This window comes from Pseudomonas sp. HY7a-MNA-CIBAN-0227, assembly GCF_040310325.1.
Taxonomy (GTDB): Bacteria; Pseudomonadota; Gammaproteobacteria; order Pseudomonadales; family Pseudomonadaceae; genus Aquipseudomonas.
Genome location: NZ_JBEOPT010000003.1, coordinates 136304 through 152451 on the forward strand (window position 1 = coordinate 136304; position 16148 = coordinate 152451).

Annotated in this window: 16 protein-coding genes and 1 pseudogene; 8 read left to right on the top strand and 9 right to left on the bottom strand. The window is 58.5% G+C overall.

The genetic code is table 11. The annotated features are described in order from the left end of the window. Positions 1 to 80 precede the first annotated feature (80 nt). Positions 81 to 2465, bottom strand: coding sequence for a beta-galactosidase (locus AAEZ06_RS06720; protein WP_350613564.1), 2385 nt, complete (start codon positions 2463 to 2465; stop codon positions 81 to 83). Positions 2466 to 2563: 98 nt separating this feature from the next. Further along, positions 2564 to 4708 carry an ATP-dependent DNA helicase DinG gene (gene dinG, locus AAEZ06_RS06725; protein ID WP_133099374.1) on the bottom strand — a complete coding sequence of 715 codons (2145 nt, stop codon included), beginning with the start codon at positions 4706 to 4708 and terminating at the stop codon, positions 2564 to 2566. Positions 4709 to 4806: 98 nt separating this feature from the next. Here dinG and AAEZ06_RS06730 point away from each other — a divergent pair, with 98 nt between their 5' ends. After that, a complete protein-coding gene (locus tag AAEZ06_RS06730) occupies positions 4807 to 5271 on the top strand; it encodes a CopD family protein (RefSeq protein ID WP_149413032.1) in 465 nt (154 codons plus the stop codon). A gap of 80 nt (positions 5272 to 5351) precedes the next feature. Here the strand turns inward: AAEZ06_RS06730 and AAEZ06_RS06735 are convergent, their stop codons facing one another. From AAEZ06_RS06735 to AAEZ06_RS06745, 3 genes are all read right to left on the bottom strand, one after another. After that, positions 5352 to 6110 (bottom strand): collagen-like protein, encoded by a 759-nt coding sequence (locus AAEZ06_RS06735; RefSeq protein WP_149413031.1) that lies wholly within the window; start codon positions 6108 to 6110, stop codon positions 5352 to 5354. Next, the gene (locus AAEZ06_RS06740; RefSeq protein ID WP_149413030.1) at positions 6103 to 6396 is read right to left on the bottom strand and encodes a DUF1145 domain-containing protein; all 294 of its coding nucleotides are present in this window, start codon (positions 6394 to 6396) and stop codon (positions 6103 to 6105) included. Before AAEZ06_RS06740 ends, AAEZ06_RS06735 begins: the two co-directional genes overlap by 8 nt. Positions 6397 to 6563: 167 nt before the next feature. Continuing rightward, entirely contained in the window at positions 6564 to 7256 is a 693-nt protein-coding gene (locus AAEZ06_RS06745; protein WP_149413029.1) for a PA1041 family peptidoglycan-binding anchor lipoprotein, read from the bottom strand. Between the two features lie 191 nt (positions 7257 to 7447). On the opposite strand from AAEZ06_RS06745, the gene AAEZ06_RS06750 reads away from it, so the two are divergent. The 3 genes from AAEZ06_RS06750 to AAEZ06_RS06760 all read left to right on the top strand — a co-directional run bounded on the left by AAEZ06_RS06750 (position 7448) and on the right by AAEZ06_RS06760 (position 8775). After that, positions 7448 to 7945, top strand: a complete 498-nt coding sequence (locus AAEZ06_RS06750; protein WP_149413028.1) for a DUF6231 family protein — start codon at positions 7448 to 7450, stop codon at positions 7943 to 7945. A 4-nt stretch (positions 7946 to 7949) separates the two neighbouring features. Further along, positions 7950 to 8423: a YchJ family protein gene (locus tag AAEZ06_RS06755; protein WP_350613568.1), complete on the top strand. Its 474-nt coding sequence runs from the start codon at positions 7950 to 7952 to the stop codon at positions 8421 to 8423. A 91-nt stretch (positions 8424 to 8514) separates the two neighbouring features. Beyond that, positions 8515 to 8775: a recombinase family protein gene (locus AAEZ06_RS06760; RefSeq protein WP_350613570.1), complete on the top strand. Its 261-nt coding sequence runs from the start codon at positions 8515 to 8517 to the stop codon at positions 8773 to 8775. 207 nt (positions 8776 to 8982) lie between these two features. Here the strand turns inward: AAEZ06_RS06760 and AAEZ06_RS06765 are convergent. The 3 genes and pseudogenes from AAEZ06_RS06765 to AAEZ06_RS06775 form a co-directional block, all read right to left on the bottom strand. Next, a pseudogene (locus AAEZ06_RS06765) lies at positions 8983 to 9278 on the bottom strand (IS3 family transposase); the annotation flags it as partial. A gap of 359 nt (positions 9279 to 9637) precedes the next feature. Continuing rightward, positions 9638 to 9877, bottom strand: coding sequence for a pyocin S6 family toxin immunity protein (locus AAEZ06_RS06770; RefSeq protein ID WP_149413026.1), 240 nt, complete (start codon positions 9875 to 9877; stop codon positions 9638 to 9640). A gap of 14 nt (positions 9878 to 9891) precedes the next feature. Continuing rightward, complete coding sequence (locus AAEZ06_RS06775) at positions 9892 to 11067, bottom strand: colicin E3/pyocin S6 family cytotoxin (protein WP_256666186.1); 1176 nt, start codon at positions 11065 to 11067, stop codon at positions 9892 to 9894. A gap of 366 nt (positions 11068 to 11433) precedes the next feature. Here AAEZ06_RS06775 and AAEZ06_RS06780 point away from each other — a divergent pair, with 366 nt between their 5' ends. Then, positions 11434 to 11925 carry an LEA/WHy family protein gene (locus AAEZ06_RS06780; RefSeq protein WP_149413025.1) on the top strand — a complete coding sequence of 164 codons (492 nt, stop codon included), beginning with the start codon at positions 11434 to 11436 and terminating at the stop codon, positions 11923 to 11925. Further along, positions 11922 to 12128, top strand: a complete 207-nt coding sequence (locus AAEZ06_RS06785) for an SEC-C metal-binding domain-containing protein (protein WP_214994708.1) — start codon at positions 11922 to 11924, stop codon at positions 12126 to 12128. The genes AAEZ06_RS06780 and AAEZ06_RS06785 overlap by 4 nt, the downstream gene beginning before the upstream one ends. A gap of 72 nt (positions 12129 to 12200) precedes the next feature. Here AAEZ06_RS06785 and AAEZ06_RS06790 read toward each other — a convergent pair whose 3' ends face one another. Beyond that, complete coding sequence (locus AAEZ06_RS06790) at positions 12201 to 12755, bottom strand: cysteine hydrolase family protein (RefSeq protein ID WP_149413073.1); 555 nt, start codon at positions 12753 to 12755, stop codon at positions 12201 to 12203. A 135-nt stretch (positions 12756 to 12890) separates the two neighbouring features. On the opposite strand from AAEZ06_RS06790, the gene AAEZ06_RS06795 reads away from it, so the two are divergent. Further along, positions 12891 to 13535 carry a glutathione binding-like protein gene (locus tag AAEZ06_RS06795; protein ID WP_149413023.1) on the top strand — a complete coding sequence of 215 codons (645 nt, stop codon included), beginning with the start codon at positions 12891 to 12893 and terminating at the stop codon, positions 13533 to 13535. 132 nt (positions 13536 to 13667) lie between these two features. Next, positions 13668 to 16109 carry a penicillin acylase family protein gene (locus tag AAEZ06_RS06800; protein ID WP_350613574.1) on the top strand — a complete coding sequence of 814 codons (2442 nt, stop codon included), beginning with the start codon at positions 13668 to 13670 and terminating at the stop codon, positions 16107 to 16109. The last annotated feature ends 39 nt before the right edge of the window (positions 16110 to 16148 follow it).

The window sequence follows — 16148 nt, forward strand, 5'->3', positions numbered from 1 at the left end:
CTGCATAAAGTGGCGGACATTGTTCCAGCCATTAAGGAATTTGGGAACCCGTCGCCGTCATGATTGATGGGCTGGAGCGATCAGTGACCGTTCCCCGAATGCCCACCGGCATGACCGCTGCCCTGCCCGGCGGCCTTATCTTCATGTCCAGGTTTCCCACCCTCACCCACATGGGCTGCAGCCTTGGCTTTTTCCGCGTCCTTGCCCAATTGATCAATCGCCGCAAGGTTGCTTTTACGCACGCTGTCGACAAAACCCTGGAACGGCACGTCAGTGATCCCCACCAAACCGAAGTGGCCGTTTTCACCGTCCAGCAGGCGACCGGTGACCGGCTGGTCCAGATACTGGAACCAGTGCACGCCGACAATCGAGGGTTCAGCCATGGCCTGCTTGAGGAAGTTGGCGTAAGCCGGGCCACGGTCTTCTTCTTTTGCCAATTGCGTCACTCCGCCCCAGAGCGGGCCACGATCTGCGGAGCCAAAGTTGAACTCGGTGATCAACACCGGCTTGTCCAGTGTTCGCAAGGCCGCGAAGTCGTAACCGTCCTGGGGTTTGAGGGTGTACATGTTGAAGCTCAGCACATCGCAATACTGCGCGCAGGAGGCCACCGCTTCCGGAGTGCTGACGGCGTATCGGCCACCCAGCAGCAACTGGTTGGGCGCGTGCCATTTCAGCGCGTCGGAGATGGTCTTGAAGTAAGCATCGGCGAAGGTCTTTTGAAAGTATCTGAAGTCCGCTTCGATTTCCGGGTGTTCAGGATCGGGCATCGGCGGCACGAAGCCGGGGTCTTCCATCAGCTCCCAGGCCGGCAGGTCAATGCCCCAGGCTTTCGACAGGCCTGCCTGGTTACGGTACTTGTCTCGCAACTGCTTGAGAAACGCACGCTTGGCCGGCACGTCGGTGGTCATGCGCAGGGTGCCGTATGCCAGGGCATACCGAGATTTTGCGTCGTTACCGGGGCCGGCCCAGGCCAGTTCGTTGTCGGCAAAGAAGCCGATCAACCACGGATCGTCACGATGGTCGCGGGCGGCAATGGCCACGGCGCGTTCGGTGGCCATGGCAAAGCGCGGGTCGAACGGGTCGGGCATACCGCCCCACCAGTCGGTGCCGGTGCTGATGCTGGCGTAGTCGCCGACAATCGACAGCGCCAAGGTGTAGGGCACGCGGTCAGCCGTCCCCAGGTCGGAATCGCTCCAATTGCCCACCGTGTTGAAACCCCAGGCTTGCAAGCGATCCAGCGTGTGGCTAAGCCAGCGCTTTTGATCAAAACCTTCCGGCGTGCAAGGGGCAACAACAGGCCCGGTTTGCGCAGTATCGGCCTTGGCCGCCTGAGCTACACCAGCCTTGTCACTGGACGGCACGCAAGGTTGCCCGTAGGTGCGTTGCAGGTTCGCGCCATAGAAGTCATACCAGCGCCCGACATTGAAGCTGCGCCCTTGATCAGCGCCGTTGCCGCTGCGGTTATCGCCGCTGCCGTAGTATTTGTCGAAAGGCTCACCGGACTTGGGCAGTGCACCAAACATCCACTCGCGGCCGGCGACGTAGGTCTGACTGTTGTCCGGAGTCACGGTGTTGACGCCCAGAGAATAGAACGGATGGCCCAGCGGGGTCACCAGATACCAGCGCCCGTCGCGCTTTTCAGTGTGGAAAAAGCCGCTAGCCTCGAAGGCCGGGCCTTTGGTCCAGCCGCCGAATTTGTCCAGCGAGGAACGGTCGCGCTCAGCGAGCCAACCTTTGAGTTGTTGCTGCTCCTTGGCCGCGGCGGCCTTGAGTTGCTCGTCGCTGCTGACTTTCTCCGGCCAGCGGGCCCGGTTGGACTGCCCATAGGTGTCCACTAAATCACCGTAGGCGGCCTTGAACACCGGCTCGCTGTCCTGCACGCCAAAACGCTCCAGCAGAATACTTTGGGCAACATTGGGCTTGATCATCGACAACGTGACCGACACCACCTGGCTACGGTCGATCTCACCGTTGCTGCTGGCCAACAACACCCGCTGGCCGTCGACAGTGATCGGCATCGGCGGCCCGGCCTTCATGCCCTGGCTCAAGGGCGAGTTGGCTTGCAGGGGAATCAGTAGGGTTTGCGCAGGGCCAGCCAGCAAGTCGATGCGGCTGACCAGAGTCTTGCCGTCATTGCTCTGGACCTTGACGTAGAGGGTCAACGCCCAGTCCATCGCACTCTGGATACGCAAGCTCATGGCGCTGGACTGCGACCAGTCCCAGGCACCACTTTGCGGGCTGAGTACCAGGCTCGGCTCGGCCGCCGGATTGAAGGTAATACGGCGCAGCACTTCGCCTTCAGGGGTTTGCTCGGCATTGTATTGCGGCAGGCTGGCGTCCTGGGTCGCCACTTTGACCACGTCGGCAGGACGGACAAAGTTGAACAGCGTTTGTTGTCCGGCAGGTGCCGCCAGTAACGGCGCGGCGAACAGCAAGGCAAAAATGGCGGGCAGCGAGCGAATCATACGAACAAGGTTCTCCCAAACGGCCGGTAAATGGCCTGATGACGTGAGTCAGTGACAGTGAGATAGACCACGAAGTGGGCGATTCCGCCCACTGTGGTTCAAGATATTTCGCGCCTGAACGGCGGCAAGGCATTGAGGATTGCTTTGCCGTAGCGCTGGGTGACCAGGCGGCGGTCGAGCAAGGTGATGGTGCCCCGGTCTTCTTCGGTCCGCAGCAAGCGGCCGCAGGCCTGGACCAGCTTCAAGGAAGCGTCCGGCACCGAGATTTCCATGAACGGGTTGCCGCCCCGGGCTTCGATCCATTCGGCGAGCGCCGCTTCGACGGGATCATCCGGCACCGAGAACGGGATCTTGGCGATCACTACGTGCTCACAATACGCGCCGGGCAAATCCACGCCCTCGGCAAAACTGGCCAGGCCGAACAGCACGCTGGAATCCCCGCCATCGACCCGTGCCTTGTGCTTGTTCAGGGTTTCCTGTTTCGACAGGTTGCCCTGGATAAACACTTGCTTGCGCCAATCACGGTCCAGGCCATCGAACACGTCTTGCATCTGTTTACGCGACGAGAACAACACCAGGGTGCCACGGGAACCCTCCACCAGCGACGGCAGGTCACGGATGATCGCTGCCGTGTGGGCCGGCGCGTCCCGTGGGTCGGCCTTGAGGTCGGGCACCCGCAACACACCGGCATCGGCGTGATGGAACGGGCTCGGCACCACGGCCGTGACGGCCTTTTTCGGCAGGCCGGCGCGCATGCGGAAACGGTCGAAAGTGCCCAGGGCCGTCAGCGTCGCCGAGGTAACCAAGGCCCCATAGGCAACATTCCACAGATTGCGTCGCAGCATTTCCGCCGCGAGGATCGGGCTGGCATTGACCTCGATATCGAACAGCGCACCGCTTTCCGACAGGGTCAGCCAACGTGCCATGGGCGGGTTGTCTTCCGGGTCTTCGACGGTAAACGCGGTCCACAACTCCCAGTTGCCCTGGGAACGGGACAGCAAGCTGCCGAACAACGGATACCACTCTTCGGCCTGGTTGCTGGCGATGCCAATGTTGACCTCGCCGTCCATGCCTTCCTTGAGCAAGTCGGTGAGACGGGTAAACAGGTCAGTCAGGCGGGAAAAGCCCTTCTTCAATTCGATACCCATTTCGCGCATGTGCTCAGGAATCATCCCGCCGACGAAACGGTGACGCGGGCGCTCGCGGCCTTCGACGTCTTCGCCGGGTTTGAAGTCTGCCACCTGCTCGCAGGCGCTGAACATGAACTGTTGCTGGGTCTTGATCTCCCGCGCCAGCTCCGGAACCTGCTCGATCAACTTGCCTAGGTCACCGGGCAGAGGGTGCTGGGCCAGCAACTTGGTGAGGTTCTTCGCAGTGGTTTCCAGCCAGTCGGCGGTGGAGCGCAAGCGGGTGTAGTGGGCAAAGTGGCCGATGGCCTTGTCCGGTAGGTGATGGCCTTCGTCGAACACGTAGAGCGTGTCGCGCGGGTCCGGCAGCACGGCGCCGCCACCCAGGGCCAGGTCGGCAAGGACCATGTCGTGGTTGGTAACGATAACGTCAACCTTGCCCATGCCTTCTCGGGCCTTGTAGAAGGCGCACTGGCCGAAGTTGGGGCAATGGCGATTGGTGCATTGGCTGTGATCGGTGGTCAGGCGCGCCCAGTCGGCGTCTTCCAGGGCAGTGGGCCAGTTGTCACGGTCACCGTCCCATTTGTTGCCTGCCAGTTTCTCGATCATGCTGGTGAACAGCTTCTGGCTGGCCTCATCCACCTCGATCTTGAAGCCTTCTTCTTCGAACAGGGATGCCGTGGCGGTTTGCGCATGGCCTTCCTGCAACAGCACATCGAGCTTGGACAAGCACATATAGCGGCCACGGCCCTTGGCCAGGGCGAAGGTGAAGTTCAGGCCGCTGTTGCGCATCAGGTCCGGCAGGTCCTTGTAGACGATCTGCTCCTGCAGGGCCACGGTAGCGGTGGCAATCACCAGGCGCTTGCCGGCGGCCTTGGCGGTGGGGATCGCGGCCAGGCTATAGGCCACGGTCTTGCCGGTACCGGTGCCGGCTTCGACAGCCACCACCGCCGGGTCGCCACTGCGCCGGCCTTCATCGTCGGTGTCGATATCCCCGAGGACCTTGGCGATTTCAGCGATCATCAGGCGCTGGCCGTACCGCGGCTTCAAGCTCTTGGCTTCGAGAAAACGCGAGTAGGCGCCCTGGATCGTGGTTTTGAGTTCAGTGCTGATCATGGATAGTCGGGCGCAAAAACGCTGGATAAATTTTCAGTGGTTCGGATCGGCCGCTATCATACCCCGCTAATTAATCCCGCGCAGAACGGAGTACCTCAATGACCGTCTTTAGCCTTGCTTACACCCTGCATGTTCTGGCCGCCCTGGTCTGGGTCGGCGGCATGTTTTTCGCCTGGATGATCCTGCGCCCGGCCGCCATGGCCGCGCTTGATGGCCCTGCCCGGCTGAAATTGTGGGTGAATGTGTTTCAACGTTTTTTCGTGTGGGTCTGGGTGGCGGTGCTGCTGTTGCCGATCAGCGGTGTCGGCCTGTTGCAACTGCGCTTCAACGGTTTTGAGACCGCACCGCGCTATGTGCAGGTCATGATGGGCTTGTACGTGGTGATGACGGCACTGTTTATCCGCATCCAGGCGCTGCAATTGCCTGAACTGCGCACAGCAGTGGCCGCTGAGGATTGGCCGGCTGGAGCGGCTGCGTTGGGAAAAATCCGTAAATTGGTGGGGATCAATCTGATTGTCGGGTTGGTGCTGATGGCAGTGGCTTCGGCACGACCGATGTTTTAACAACAGTCACCCGTTTCAAGCCTCAAGCTGCAAGCCTTGTACTTTCAGCTTGAAACTTGTGGCTTGAAGCTGCCCTTCCCCTATAACCGCTGGACCGTTACGGAGCCCGCAGGCCCCTGAACACCCGGCTGCCCTTCGAGCCCCGGCCGGCCCTTATCGCCGCCATCAGCGCGGTACACCAGGCAACCCTTGGACTGCCCGCCCTTGCCAGGATTGCCAGCCAGGCCCGGCAAGCCGCCCGCGCCACCGTCAACCCACACCTTGATCTTGGTGCTTGGGAAATCCTGGGGCAGTTCGACCCTGACTACTGCACCCGCCGCGCCCGGTAGCCCGTCGCCACCGTTGTCACCATTGGCACCGCGTCCAGCCGAACCCCAGGTGCAACCGGGGTCTTCGCCATTGGCGCCGTCCAGTCCGGCATAGCCTTGGGATCCGGCGCCGCCACGGGCATCCACCGACAATTCGCCGGCATTCAGGGAATTGATACGCAAGCTCAGGTCACGCCCTGGCTTGGCAGGCTTCTCGTGAGTACCGGGCGCGCCGCGGGAGGTAATCTGGCTGCCATGCTCCAGTTGTGCATGACGCACCAGCAACTGAAGGCCAGATGCGCTGGGCACGATGGCGATCCGTGCCTCGCGGCCCAGGTGCAATTCATCGATGCTGACCTGAGAGATAGTGGCCGGAATTAACAATGTGCCGTAGTCGGCCACGTCCAGGCGCTCCAGTTGCAAAACACTAGTGCTGTTGGGCAGGCGCATCAACGAGTTGGTGTCGACGCTGACGCTCTGGGCCAGGGCGATGGGACTAACGAGCAGGGCCAGCAAAAAAACCTTACGCATGATTGGCCTCCTTGTTCACTTCATCGACAGGTGCAGGCGCTGAAAGGCTCTGCACATGGAACATACCCACCAGCAGAATCTGCAAGCGGTCACGCCAAGGATGGACACGATTTTTCACGTTGGCGCTGAATAACAGCAACTCCAGCAGATGGGTCAGCAACAACAGGCTGCCGGCCAGATTGACCAACAGGTGAAACGGATTGATCAGTGGTTTGAACAGGTTGACTACCACGACCACCCAAAACAGCAACGTCAAAAACTTCCCCAGCCCCCAAAACACCTTCATCCCGCACGCTCCCCTTGCACATTATTCTTTGGGGGCACAGTAACGACTTACGTGGGCGATTTGCCAGTGAAGGATTAAAAAACTTGATGAAGGGCCTGGTTTGGCCGCCAGTTCGACGAGGATCGCCAGCAATGCCCCTGTGGGCCTCACAGGGGCATATACGCTATCTAGCGGTTGATCTGGATTTCCACCCGACGGTTCAAGGCACGGCCGTCGACCGTTTTGTTGTCGGCCACCGGATGACTTTCACCGGAACCTGTCACCGACACGAAGTTGCTGCGCGGCACACCTGAGCTGACCAGGTAATCGGTCACCGAATGGGCGCGTTTTTCCGAGAGTCTCTGATTGTAGGCATCTTTGCCAACGCTGTCGGTATGGCCGCTGACTCGCAGTTGTGCGCTCGGGGCTTCCTGTTTCAGGCGCGTGGCGATGGTGTCGAGTTTGGTTTTGTCTGCCGCCGTGAGCTTGGCCGAGTCGAATTGGAAGTGAACGTCACGAATCACGATGGTTTCTTCCTTGACCACCACCACTTCCTCGACCACCGCTACCGGCACAGGTGGGCAACCATCGGCGTCGACCTGCACGCCTTTGGGGGTGCCTGGGCACTTGTCGCGGCTGTCCGGCACGCCGTCGCCGTCTTCGTCACCGTCGCCATGGACCCAGCAATAAGCGCCGGCCATGCCGCCGATCAACAACGCGCCACCGCCAGCCCATGAGGAGCTTTCGGTCGCGCCGAGAGCGGCACCGGTCACACCGCCGAGCGCAGCGCAGGTGGGCCAATCGGTTTTTTGCAAGCCTGCGCAACCTGTCAATACTCCGGTTAGCAGAACCAAAGGTAGAGCTGTCCGCATGATGCTCATCTGATTTCTCCTGAGGGGATCGACCGGGGGCCGATAGGTGGAGTAAAGACGGCTCCTTTAATCTGCGCCAGCATGCCATCCCCCCGTATTCATTGGCCGTAGATGCTTTCTCCTGACTAAATCCCGCCGCCCGCTCTAGGCCCGCACGCTCAGGCAGGCTAGTCTCTACGGTTCTGATTTGAGGATCTTCGATGAGCGCCGGTATTTCTTCCCGTACACCCCAGCAAGCCTTGGCCGCCTTGCTTGACCTTCATGGGCCAAAACGCCTGTTGCTGCTGGGTGCCAGCCAGTTTCCGGCGCTTGATGCGTTCAAGGAGGCGCACCCCAATACCGTCGTATCCTTTTCCGAGCCTGGACCTTTGCCGGCAGCACTCGCAGCACAGCGGTTTGACTTGGCGCTGGTGGTCGACTGCCTGGAGCACCTGTCAAAACGGGAGGGCCTGGAACTGCTGGGCGGCATCCGCAACTTGAACGCCAGCCGCATCGCCGTGCTCGCGGACTTGGGCGCCTGCGACTGGAAAGAGACCGACTTTTTCTCGCTGGCCCTGCAAGCCAGTGAGGGTTTCCAGCGCGACGACCAGATACTGACGCTGTTTACCTATGATCTGCTTGACTATAAACAGGTGCCGGACTGGCTCAATGCCCGCTTCTGGGCCAACCCGCAAAACTTCGGAAAGTATTGGTGGTAACCCGATGAGTACATCCATTTGCCCCTGCGGCAGTGGCAACCTGCTGGATGCCTGCTGCGGCCATTACCACGCCGGCCACCCCGCACCCTGTGCCACAGCGCTGATGCGCTCGCGCTACAGCGCCTATGTACTGGGCCTGGTGGACTATCTACTGGCGACCACTTTACCCGCGCAACAGAGCGGACTGGATCGCGAAGTAATCAGCGCCTGGAGCGCCCAAAGCACCTGGTTGGGGCTGGAGGTGGAAAGCTCGGAAGTGTTCGGCGGGCAGCCAGAGCACGCCTTCGTCACCTTCATCGCGCGCTGGCATGACAGCACCGGCGAACACAGCCACCGCGAAAGGTCTTCCTTCGTACAAAACGATGGGCGCTGGTACTTCATTGACCCGACGGTACAGGTCAAGGCTGGGCGCAATGACAACTGCCTGTGCGGCAGTGGGCAAAAATTCAAGAAGTGTTGCTACAATTACCTACCATAAAGATTTAGGTACGCGGCACCATGGGGAAGGTCTTCAGCTACATTCGCTTCAGCAGCAACGCCAGTCAGCAGGCGACAGTTACGCAAGGCAAGTGAAAGCTGCGAAGAAGTTTTGCGATGAGAACGACCTCGAGTTAGCCGATCCTCGTGAATATCTTTTCTTTGATGCAGGCCGTTCGGCATGCAAGGGCAAGCACCTCGACGATACTGGCGAGTTGGCCAGATTCCTGAGCTTCGTAGAAGACGGGACCATCCCACCGGGCAGCTATTTGGTAGTGGAGTCCCTAGACCGTCTTTCACGTGAAAAGGTGAGGGACGCCCTGCCCCGTTTCCTCGATCTTCTGGCGAAGTGAATCAACGTCTACACCAGCACTGACAGCCGCCTGTACACCAAGAACTACAACGAAATTGATCTAATCATCTCGATTATCTCGATGTCCCGTGCTCATGAAGAATCGGCACTCAAGGGCGGTCGGGTGTCTTCAGCGTGGCGTAATAAACAGAAGGATGCCCGCGAATATGGCAAGCCCCTTGGGAAGCTTTGAATCGCCCCGGATTCTCTAGACACCTTGCAAGCTCATTGCGTAACGCTTTTCAAACTCTACCGGTGACAGCTGATTGTTGAAACCATGGCGGCGTTTTACGTTGTAGAACATCTCGATGTAATCGAACACATCGCTACGAGCATCTTGCCGTGTTGTGTAGATTTTCCGCTTAATCCGTTTAGAAGCTGGAAAAAGCTCTCGGCTACGGCGTTGTCATCACAGTTGCCTCGGCGACTCATGCTGGCAACCAAATTGTTCGCCTTCAAAAAACTGCGCCAATCAGAACTGCTGTACTGGCTGCCTTGGTCAGATCAAGCGAGAAACGAAGGCAGCGTGACGCTGGTTGCTACACAGATACTTCTAATCAAGCTATTCGGGGCCACGTGCCCTATCTTATTTGTGGTTCCCTTTGGGCGTTTCTAGACAAGCCTACTGCTCGATGTTAAGCAGTACCCGAAAAACCATTAGGTTTATTTTGGAGCTCGAAAACTAAACGGTTATCGAGGTGCACCGGAAATTTTGGCGGGGGCCAGGAACTGGCTGGAACGATTACGGTGGAATCTCTGTCGCTCGCTCACACCTCCAGTTTTATCTCCATGCAGGATGACAGTCCTTTGGTGTGGGCGAGCTTCGTCTGTATTCTGATTGCTGGCTGTGATGTTCTCTGTCGCTACGCAACAACTCCAATAAACATATCAAGGTTGTCGGGCAGAGATTCCTCGACGACATCGGCGATCTGGCTAACCTGTTCACGGGTTAGTGGTAACTCCCCATCGGCCTCAGCGTCAAGGCTCTTCCAACCTAGAATATCCATTACTCTTTGTTCAAGCTCTGGTGCCACGTCCAGTTCGTACTTCAACGAGTTATCTTCAAAGCTGTCAGGCAAAAATCCTGTGATGCATAAGTACATAACTACCTCTCAATCTATTTAGGAGTGGTTCTTCCCGGTTTTGCGGGCTTGGTTTGCTCGCCTGTCTCTGGGTTGTACTCCCCCAAATGCTTGCCTTGTTTATCATACATTTCGACAGCCCCGTGTTGGCTGTCCCACTCGTAAATCCGCCCTTTAGAGTCTTTCCAGCGGGTACGTTTTTTACCACCACCTTGAACGCTGTTTTTTGATTTATCCCTCGCAGCATCAGGAAATGCCATCAGTCCTTTAGGCGCCGGGTGATAACTATGGTCACCTGATACGCTCAGTGAGATGTAAATCGGCTGAATGCCGGTGTTAGGAAACGTGATAATTGCGTCTTGGTAATCTGGCGGATGAACCGGATTGACCAGTATCTTATTGGCCTGTTCGGTTGGCGGATACACCCAGATAGGTGGCAACTGTGGGGCACCCTCAAGTGCAGGAATACCCATAACACTGTCTGGACTTGCCGCTGGCGTCCAAGTGAGGCCAATGCCGTTGCCAATATCAGCAACGTAGTTTTCGCCGTCTTTCTCTGCCTTGATGACCGGAACGTTTTCCCAGTCAGTTTTGCCACCAGTGTAGAAGCTGTAAGCGTTAACGGAGCCATCCGGCAAAGTCTTCACGTTGACACGAACACGAGTGCGGCCAGCATCAAGGGTGGCGTACTGATCATTCTCGTAGAAGGCGCTGTCAGGTGAAATGCTGGTGTTCGGAATCAGCAATGCAACAGTGCCCAATGCAGCGCCAGCAGCAACAATGCCTGATCCTTTCAGCAGGCCCAGTGATAGCGACCCGCCAAGACGTTGAGCAATTGCACTGCCGGTAGCAGACCCGCCCACCAGTTGCAGTGGGGTGCCTTGGGAGGTAATAGCTGCCCCGGTTCCAAGCACAGCCCACAGTCCGTAGTCGGCCAGTTTCTCAACAGGCACAAAACCGGAAGGGCTGGTGTGATTGATTACGCCGTCAGGGAGATTGCAACTCTTGGCGAAGACACATCCGGGTAGAATGACTTCCACCGGCTTCTTGATCGAATTCCTACGTGCGTCAGCTTCCCGCTCGTTCCTTGCATTCGCCGCCAGTGTTCTGTCCCAAGCTGCCTGCGCTTCCTCTGTCGCCTCGGCATGTCGCCTATTGCCATCTATCCCATTACATCCCAGAGTACTCGGGAAGATATTTTTAACCGCCATAACACTCCCTGTGCAAATTGACGATCCGTGTTCGCCGATTAAGTGCGACAGGACGCTACTTCACGGGTGTTTGGTTTTTCTGTAGGACAATTCTCAAAAATTATGAAAAGTCGTCTATCAGGTCTACAGATTGTGGGCGGAGGAGTAACCACTTTACTTTAATGCGGGTCTCCGAATGATGGCGATTGACCGCGCTACGGCAGGCGGGAACATTGCATATGCTTCTGCACCCACTAAGATAAATCCTAGAAGTTATAACCCGAGCGGAAAGCGCATCATTGGTAGGTTTTTGTAGCAATAAATGAAGAAGTGCTGTTCCAGCTATCTATAACAGCAGGCACCCCCCTCGCCCTACAGGGACAACGCATGGTTAACCACTTACGGACTTACAGCCTTCTGCTGACATTAACCCTCGGGCTGTCGGGCTGCGCGTCCTGGTTCGCCGACGATGCTCCCGCGCCGCAGGTGCACCTGGTCAAGGTCGAAGTGGTCCGGGCCAAGTTGTTGGAACAGAAATTCAAGCTGCACTTTCGCGTCGACAACCGTAACGACTCGGACCTGACAGTGCGCGGGCTGATCTACAAGATCACCCTGGACGATATTGTGCTGACCGAAGGCGAGTCCAATGAGTGGTTCACCGTGGCACCTCACAGCCGGGGGTTTTTCAAGATCTCTGTGCGCACCAACCTGTGGCCGCAAGTGCGTCAGGTGGTCGAGATGCTGAAAAACCCCGACCAACCCATCCCCTATCGGCTGGAAGGCGAACTGAAAACCGGATTATTCATCGGTAACGACGTGCACGTGCTGCGCAATGGCGAGATAATCCCCGGCGATTTTATTCCGGAGCGACATCAATGACTCAGCAACCCCATGTCCATGGTCCTGACTGCAACCACGATCATGATCACGATCACCATGATCACGACCACGGCCATGTCCACGGTCCGAACTGCGGCCACGCTCACCAGGAGCCAGTTCGCAACACCTTGAAGGACGTGGGTCGCAACGATCCTTGCCCGTGCGGCAGTGCAAAGAAATTCAAGAAGTGCCACGGCGCTTGATGCGAGTGTAGTAAGAGCGCGTTCTGTGGCGAGTGAGCTGACTCCCTCGCCACAAGGTCAGTGTTTACAACGCTAGTTAGTCAACACCTGCTTCGACGAAATAACCGTGGCGTATTCGCCATGCAGGTTACCCAAGGACATGGCATGCACCGTCTCAGCCGAGTGCATTTGCCCATAAAAGTCCGCCTTGTCGAAGGTGTAGCAGGCGTCTTCAACCACCCAAGTCTCAAACCCAAGGTTGCCGGAACTACGAGCAGTAGCTTCCACCGAGTTGTGGGTAGCTACGCCCACCAGCACCACTTGCCTGATTCCAGAGCCGCGCAATGTTGCCTCCAGCGCCGTACCGCAAAACGCATCCGGCACCTGCTTCTGGATCAATTGTTCGCCCGCCTGCGCAATAAACGCGTCCTGAAACTCCACCCCCGACTGCTCCGGCCAGAACACCGAGTCCGGCGAGTGGGACAAATGCTGAACATGGATCACCGGCCAACCGTTACTGCGCCACAGGGCCAGTAGCGCGAGCATGCGCTCCTCTGCGTCGGGATTATTGCGCCGCCCCAGTTTGGGATGATGAATGCCTTTTTGTTGATCAATCAGGATCAACGCTGCGCCGCGCCGGATTTCCATATCGATAGATCCAAATGTTTCATTGAATTTTCGCCACTTGAACATTACCTATTCCTACAGGCAAGTCATCGGGCGTAAAACAGTCCTCTCATCTGTTGGCTATCCGCTCAAGCATTACCACTCTTGGAGAGCTTCATGATCGACCTGTATTACTGGACCACCCCCAACGGTCACAAGGTGTCGTTGTTCCTGGAAGAAGCCGGTCTGCCTTACGAGGTGCATCCGATCAACATTGGCCAGGGCGACCAGTTCAAGCCTGACTTCCTGAAAATCGCTCCCAACAACCGTATACCGGCCATCGTCGATCAGCACCCGACCGACGGCGGCGCTCCCATTTCCCTCTTTGAATCCGGCGCCATCCTGCTGTACCTCGCAGAAAAAACCGGCCAGTTCATTCCCCAGGACCTGCGCGGTCGTCAGGAAGCCCTGCAGTGGCTGTTCTGGCAAATGGGTGGCTTGGGCCCGATGGCTGGGCAGAACCACCATTTCAGCCAGTTCGCCCCGGAAAAAATCCCTTACGCGATCAAACGCTATGTCGACGAAACCGCTCGACTGTATGGCGTGCTCGACCGCCGCCTGGCAGATCGCAAGTTTGTGGCGGGCGAGGAATACAGCATCGCCGACATGGCGATCTACCCGTGGATCGTTTCCCACAAATGGCAGAGCCAGAAGCTGGAAGACTTCCCCCATGTAGAGCGCTGGTTCAACCACATCAAGGAGCGTCCGGCGACGGTGCGGGCGTATGAGCTGGTGGCAAAGGTCAATCCGCCGAAGTCTTGAGTCCCCAGAGCACTCCCACGCCCTATGTGGGAGTGATCCCTTGAAAATAAGCACCTCCTCCCGCTTGCGTCGTTTCACCGCGCTCACTAACGTAGCGCCTTTACTGACGCTACCCCCCGCAGGAGCTTTGCCATGGCCTCGCCAGCCCTCTCACATTTTCTTCCCCGGTTCGGCGTTGCCGCGGCAGTGGCCAGTGTCTTGGGCCTGGCCGGTTGCCAGTCACTGAGCACCCAGGACACTTTGCCCCCCGTTTCCGGCGTGCAGCCCCTCAAGGGCCTGGCGCAAAACGTTTCCGTGCGCCGCAACAGCCAAGGCATGCCGCTGATCGAAAGCAACACCTTCCATGACGCGCTGTTTACCCTCGGCTATGTACACGCCAGCGACCGCATCAACCAGATGGTCACCCTGCGCCTGTTGGCCCAGGGCCGTCTGGCGGAAATGTCCGGGCCGGATGTGCTGGATGTCGACCGCTTCATGCGGGCAGTCAACCTGAAGAAAAGTGCCGGCGAGCTTTACAACGCTTCGTCGCCTCGGCTGAAGCGGTTCTTTGAAGTCTATGCCCGCGGGGTCAACGCCTACCTGTTCCGCTACCGTGACAAGCTGCCGGCAGACCTGGCCCAGACCGGCTACAAGCCTGAATACTGGAAGCCGGAAGACTCAGCGCTGCTGTTTTGCCTGCTGAATTTCAGCGAATCGGCCAACCTTCAGGAAGAATTGTCGGCCCTGGTGCTCGCGCAAAAAGTCGGTGCCGATAAGCTCGCCTGGCTGACACCGAGCTACCCGGATGAACCACTGCCGTCGGCTGAATCCGACAAGCTCAAGGGCGTCAACCTCAGCCAGATTCCTGGCTTGGCGGCGCTGAACAGCATCACCGAGCACCTGGGCACGCTCAATACCCTCGGGGTTTCCAGCTCCAGCAACTGGGCCATCGCCCCACAACGCAGCCGCAGTGGCAGAAGCTTGTTGGCCAATGACCTATCGACACCGCTGCAGGCGCCGTCGCTGTGGAACTACGTGCAAATCCGCGCACCAAAATACCAGGCCGCCGGTGTCTCGATTGCCGGTATCCCGACCTTGCTCTCCGGCTTCAACGGCAAGGTAGCCTGGAGCATGAGCCAGGTTTCTGGCGATACCCAGGACCTGTTCCTGGAAAAGGTCAAACGCCAGGGTAACGCGCTGTACTACGAGAACAATGGCAAATGGCTGCCAGCCATCGTGCGCAACGAAACTTTCTTCGCCAAAGGCCAGAAGCCACTTCGCGAAGCGGTGTACGAAACCCGCCACGGGCCGCTGCTCAACAGCACCCAATCCCTGAGCAGCGGTTATGGCCTGGCTTTACAAACTGCCGACTTCAAGGACGACAAGAGCCTGGACGCGTTCTTCGACCTATCCAGGGCGCAGAACGTAGAGAAAGCCTCGGACGCCAGCCGCGAGATTCGCGCCATCGCCCTGAACATGGTCTTTGCCGACGCCAGCAATATTGGTTGGCAAGTCACCGGCCGCTTCCCCAACCGCCGTGAAGGCGAAGGCCTGGTGCCATCGCCGGGTTGGGACGCACGTTTTGACTGGGACGGTTACGCCGACGCGATGCTGCACCCTTACGATCAAGACCCGCCACAAGGTTGGATCGGCACCGCCAACCAGCGCACCATCCCGCACGGTTATGGCATGCAACTGTCCAACTCCTGGGCTGCTCCGGAACGCAGCGAACGGCTTGCGCAACTGGCAGGCAGCGGCAAGCACGATAGCCGCAGCGTAATTGCCATGCAGTACGACCAAACCACCACCTTCGCCGCCAAACTGAAAACCATGTTCCTGGCGCCAGGCATGGCCCAGCCGCTAAAACAGGCCATTGACGCCCTGCCCGCCGCCGAACGAGCCAAGGCGCGGGAAGCCCTGGACCGCTTGATGGCATTCGACGGCCGCTTGGCACCGACGTCCACCGACGCGGCGATTTACGAGCTGTTCTTGCAGGAAAGCACCAAGCAGATCTTCCTCGACGAGCTGGGCCCGCAGACCAGCGCCACCTGGAAAGCCTTTGTCAGCAACGCCAACCTGTCCTACTCGGCCCAGGCCGATCACCTGTTGGGCCGCGAAGACAGCCCATTCTGGGATGATGCGCACACCCCGCAAAAAGAAGACAAACCGGCAATCCTCGCCCGCAGCCTGGCCGCCGCAATTACTGCGGGCGACAGCCTATTGGGCATCGATCACAAGGCCTGGCAGTGGGGCAAACTCCACAGCTACACCTGGAAAAACACCCGCGGCCAGACTGTTCGCGGCCCACTGGCGGCGGGCGGTGATCACAATACCCTGAACGCGGCACCCTACAGCTGGGGGCAAAATTTCGACACCACACAGGTGTCGGCGCTGCGCATGATCGTCGACTTCGGCCAGATGGAGCCGATGATGGGCCAAAGCGGCATCGGCCAATCCGGCAACCCCGCCAGCGCGAACTATGCCAACGGCATCGACGCGTGGCTCAAGGCGCAATACCTGAGCTTCCCGATGCAACCGCAGAACTTTGACAAGGTGTATGGCAAAACCAGATTGACCCTGGTGCCCGGCAAGTAATCCCCAACCTATCGTTCCCACGCCCGTGGGAACGATAAC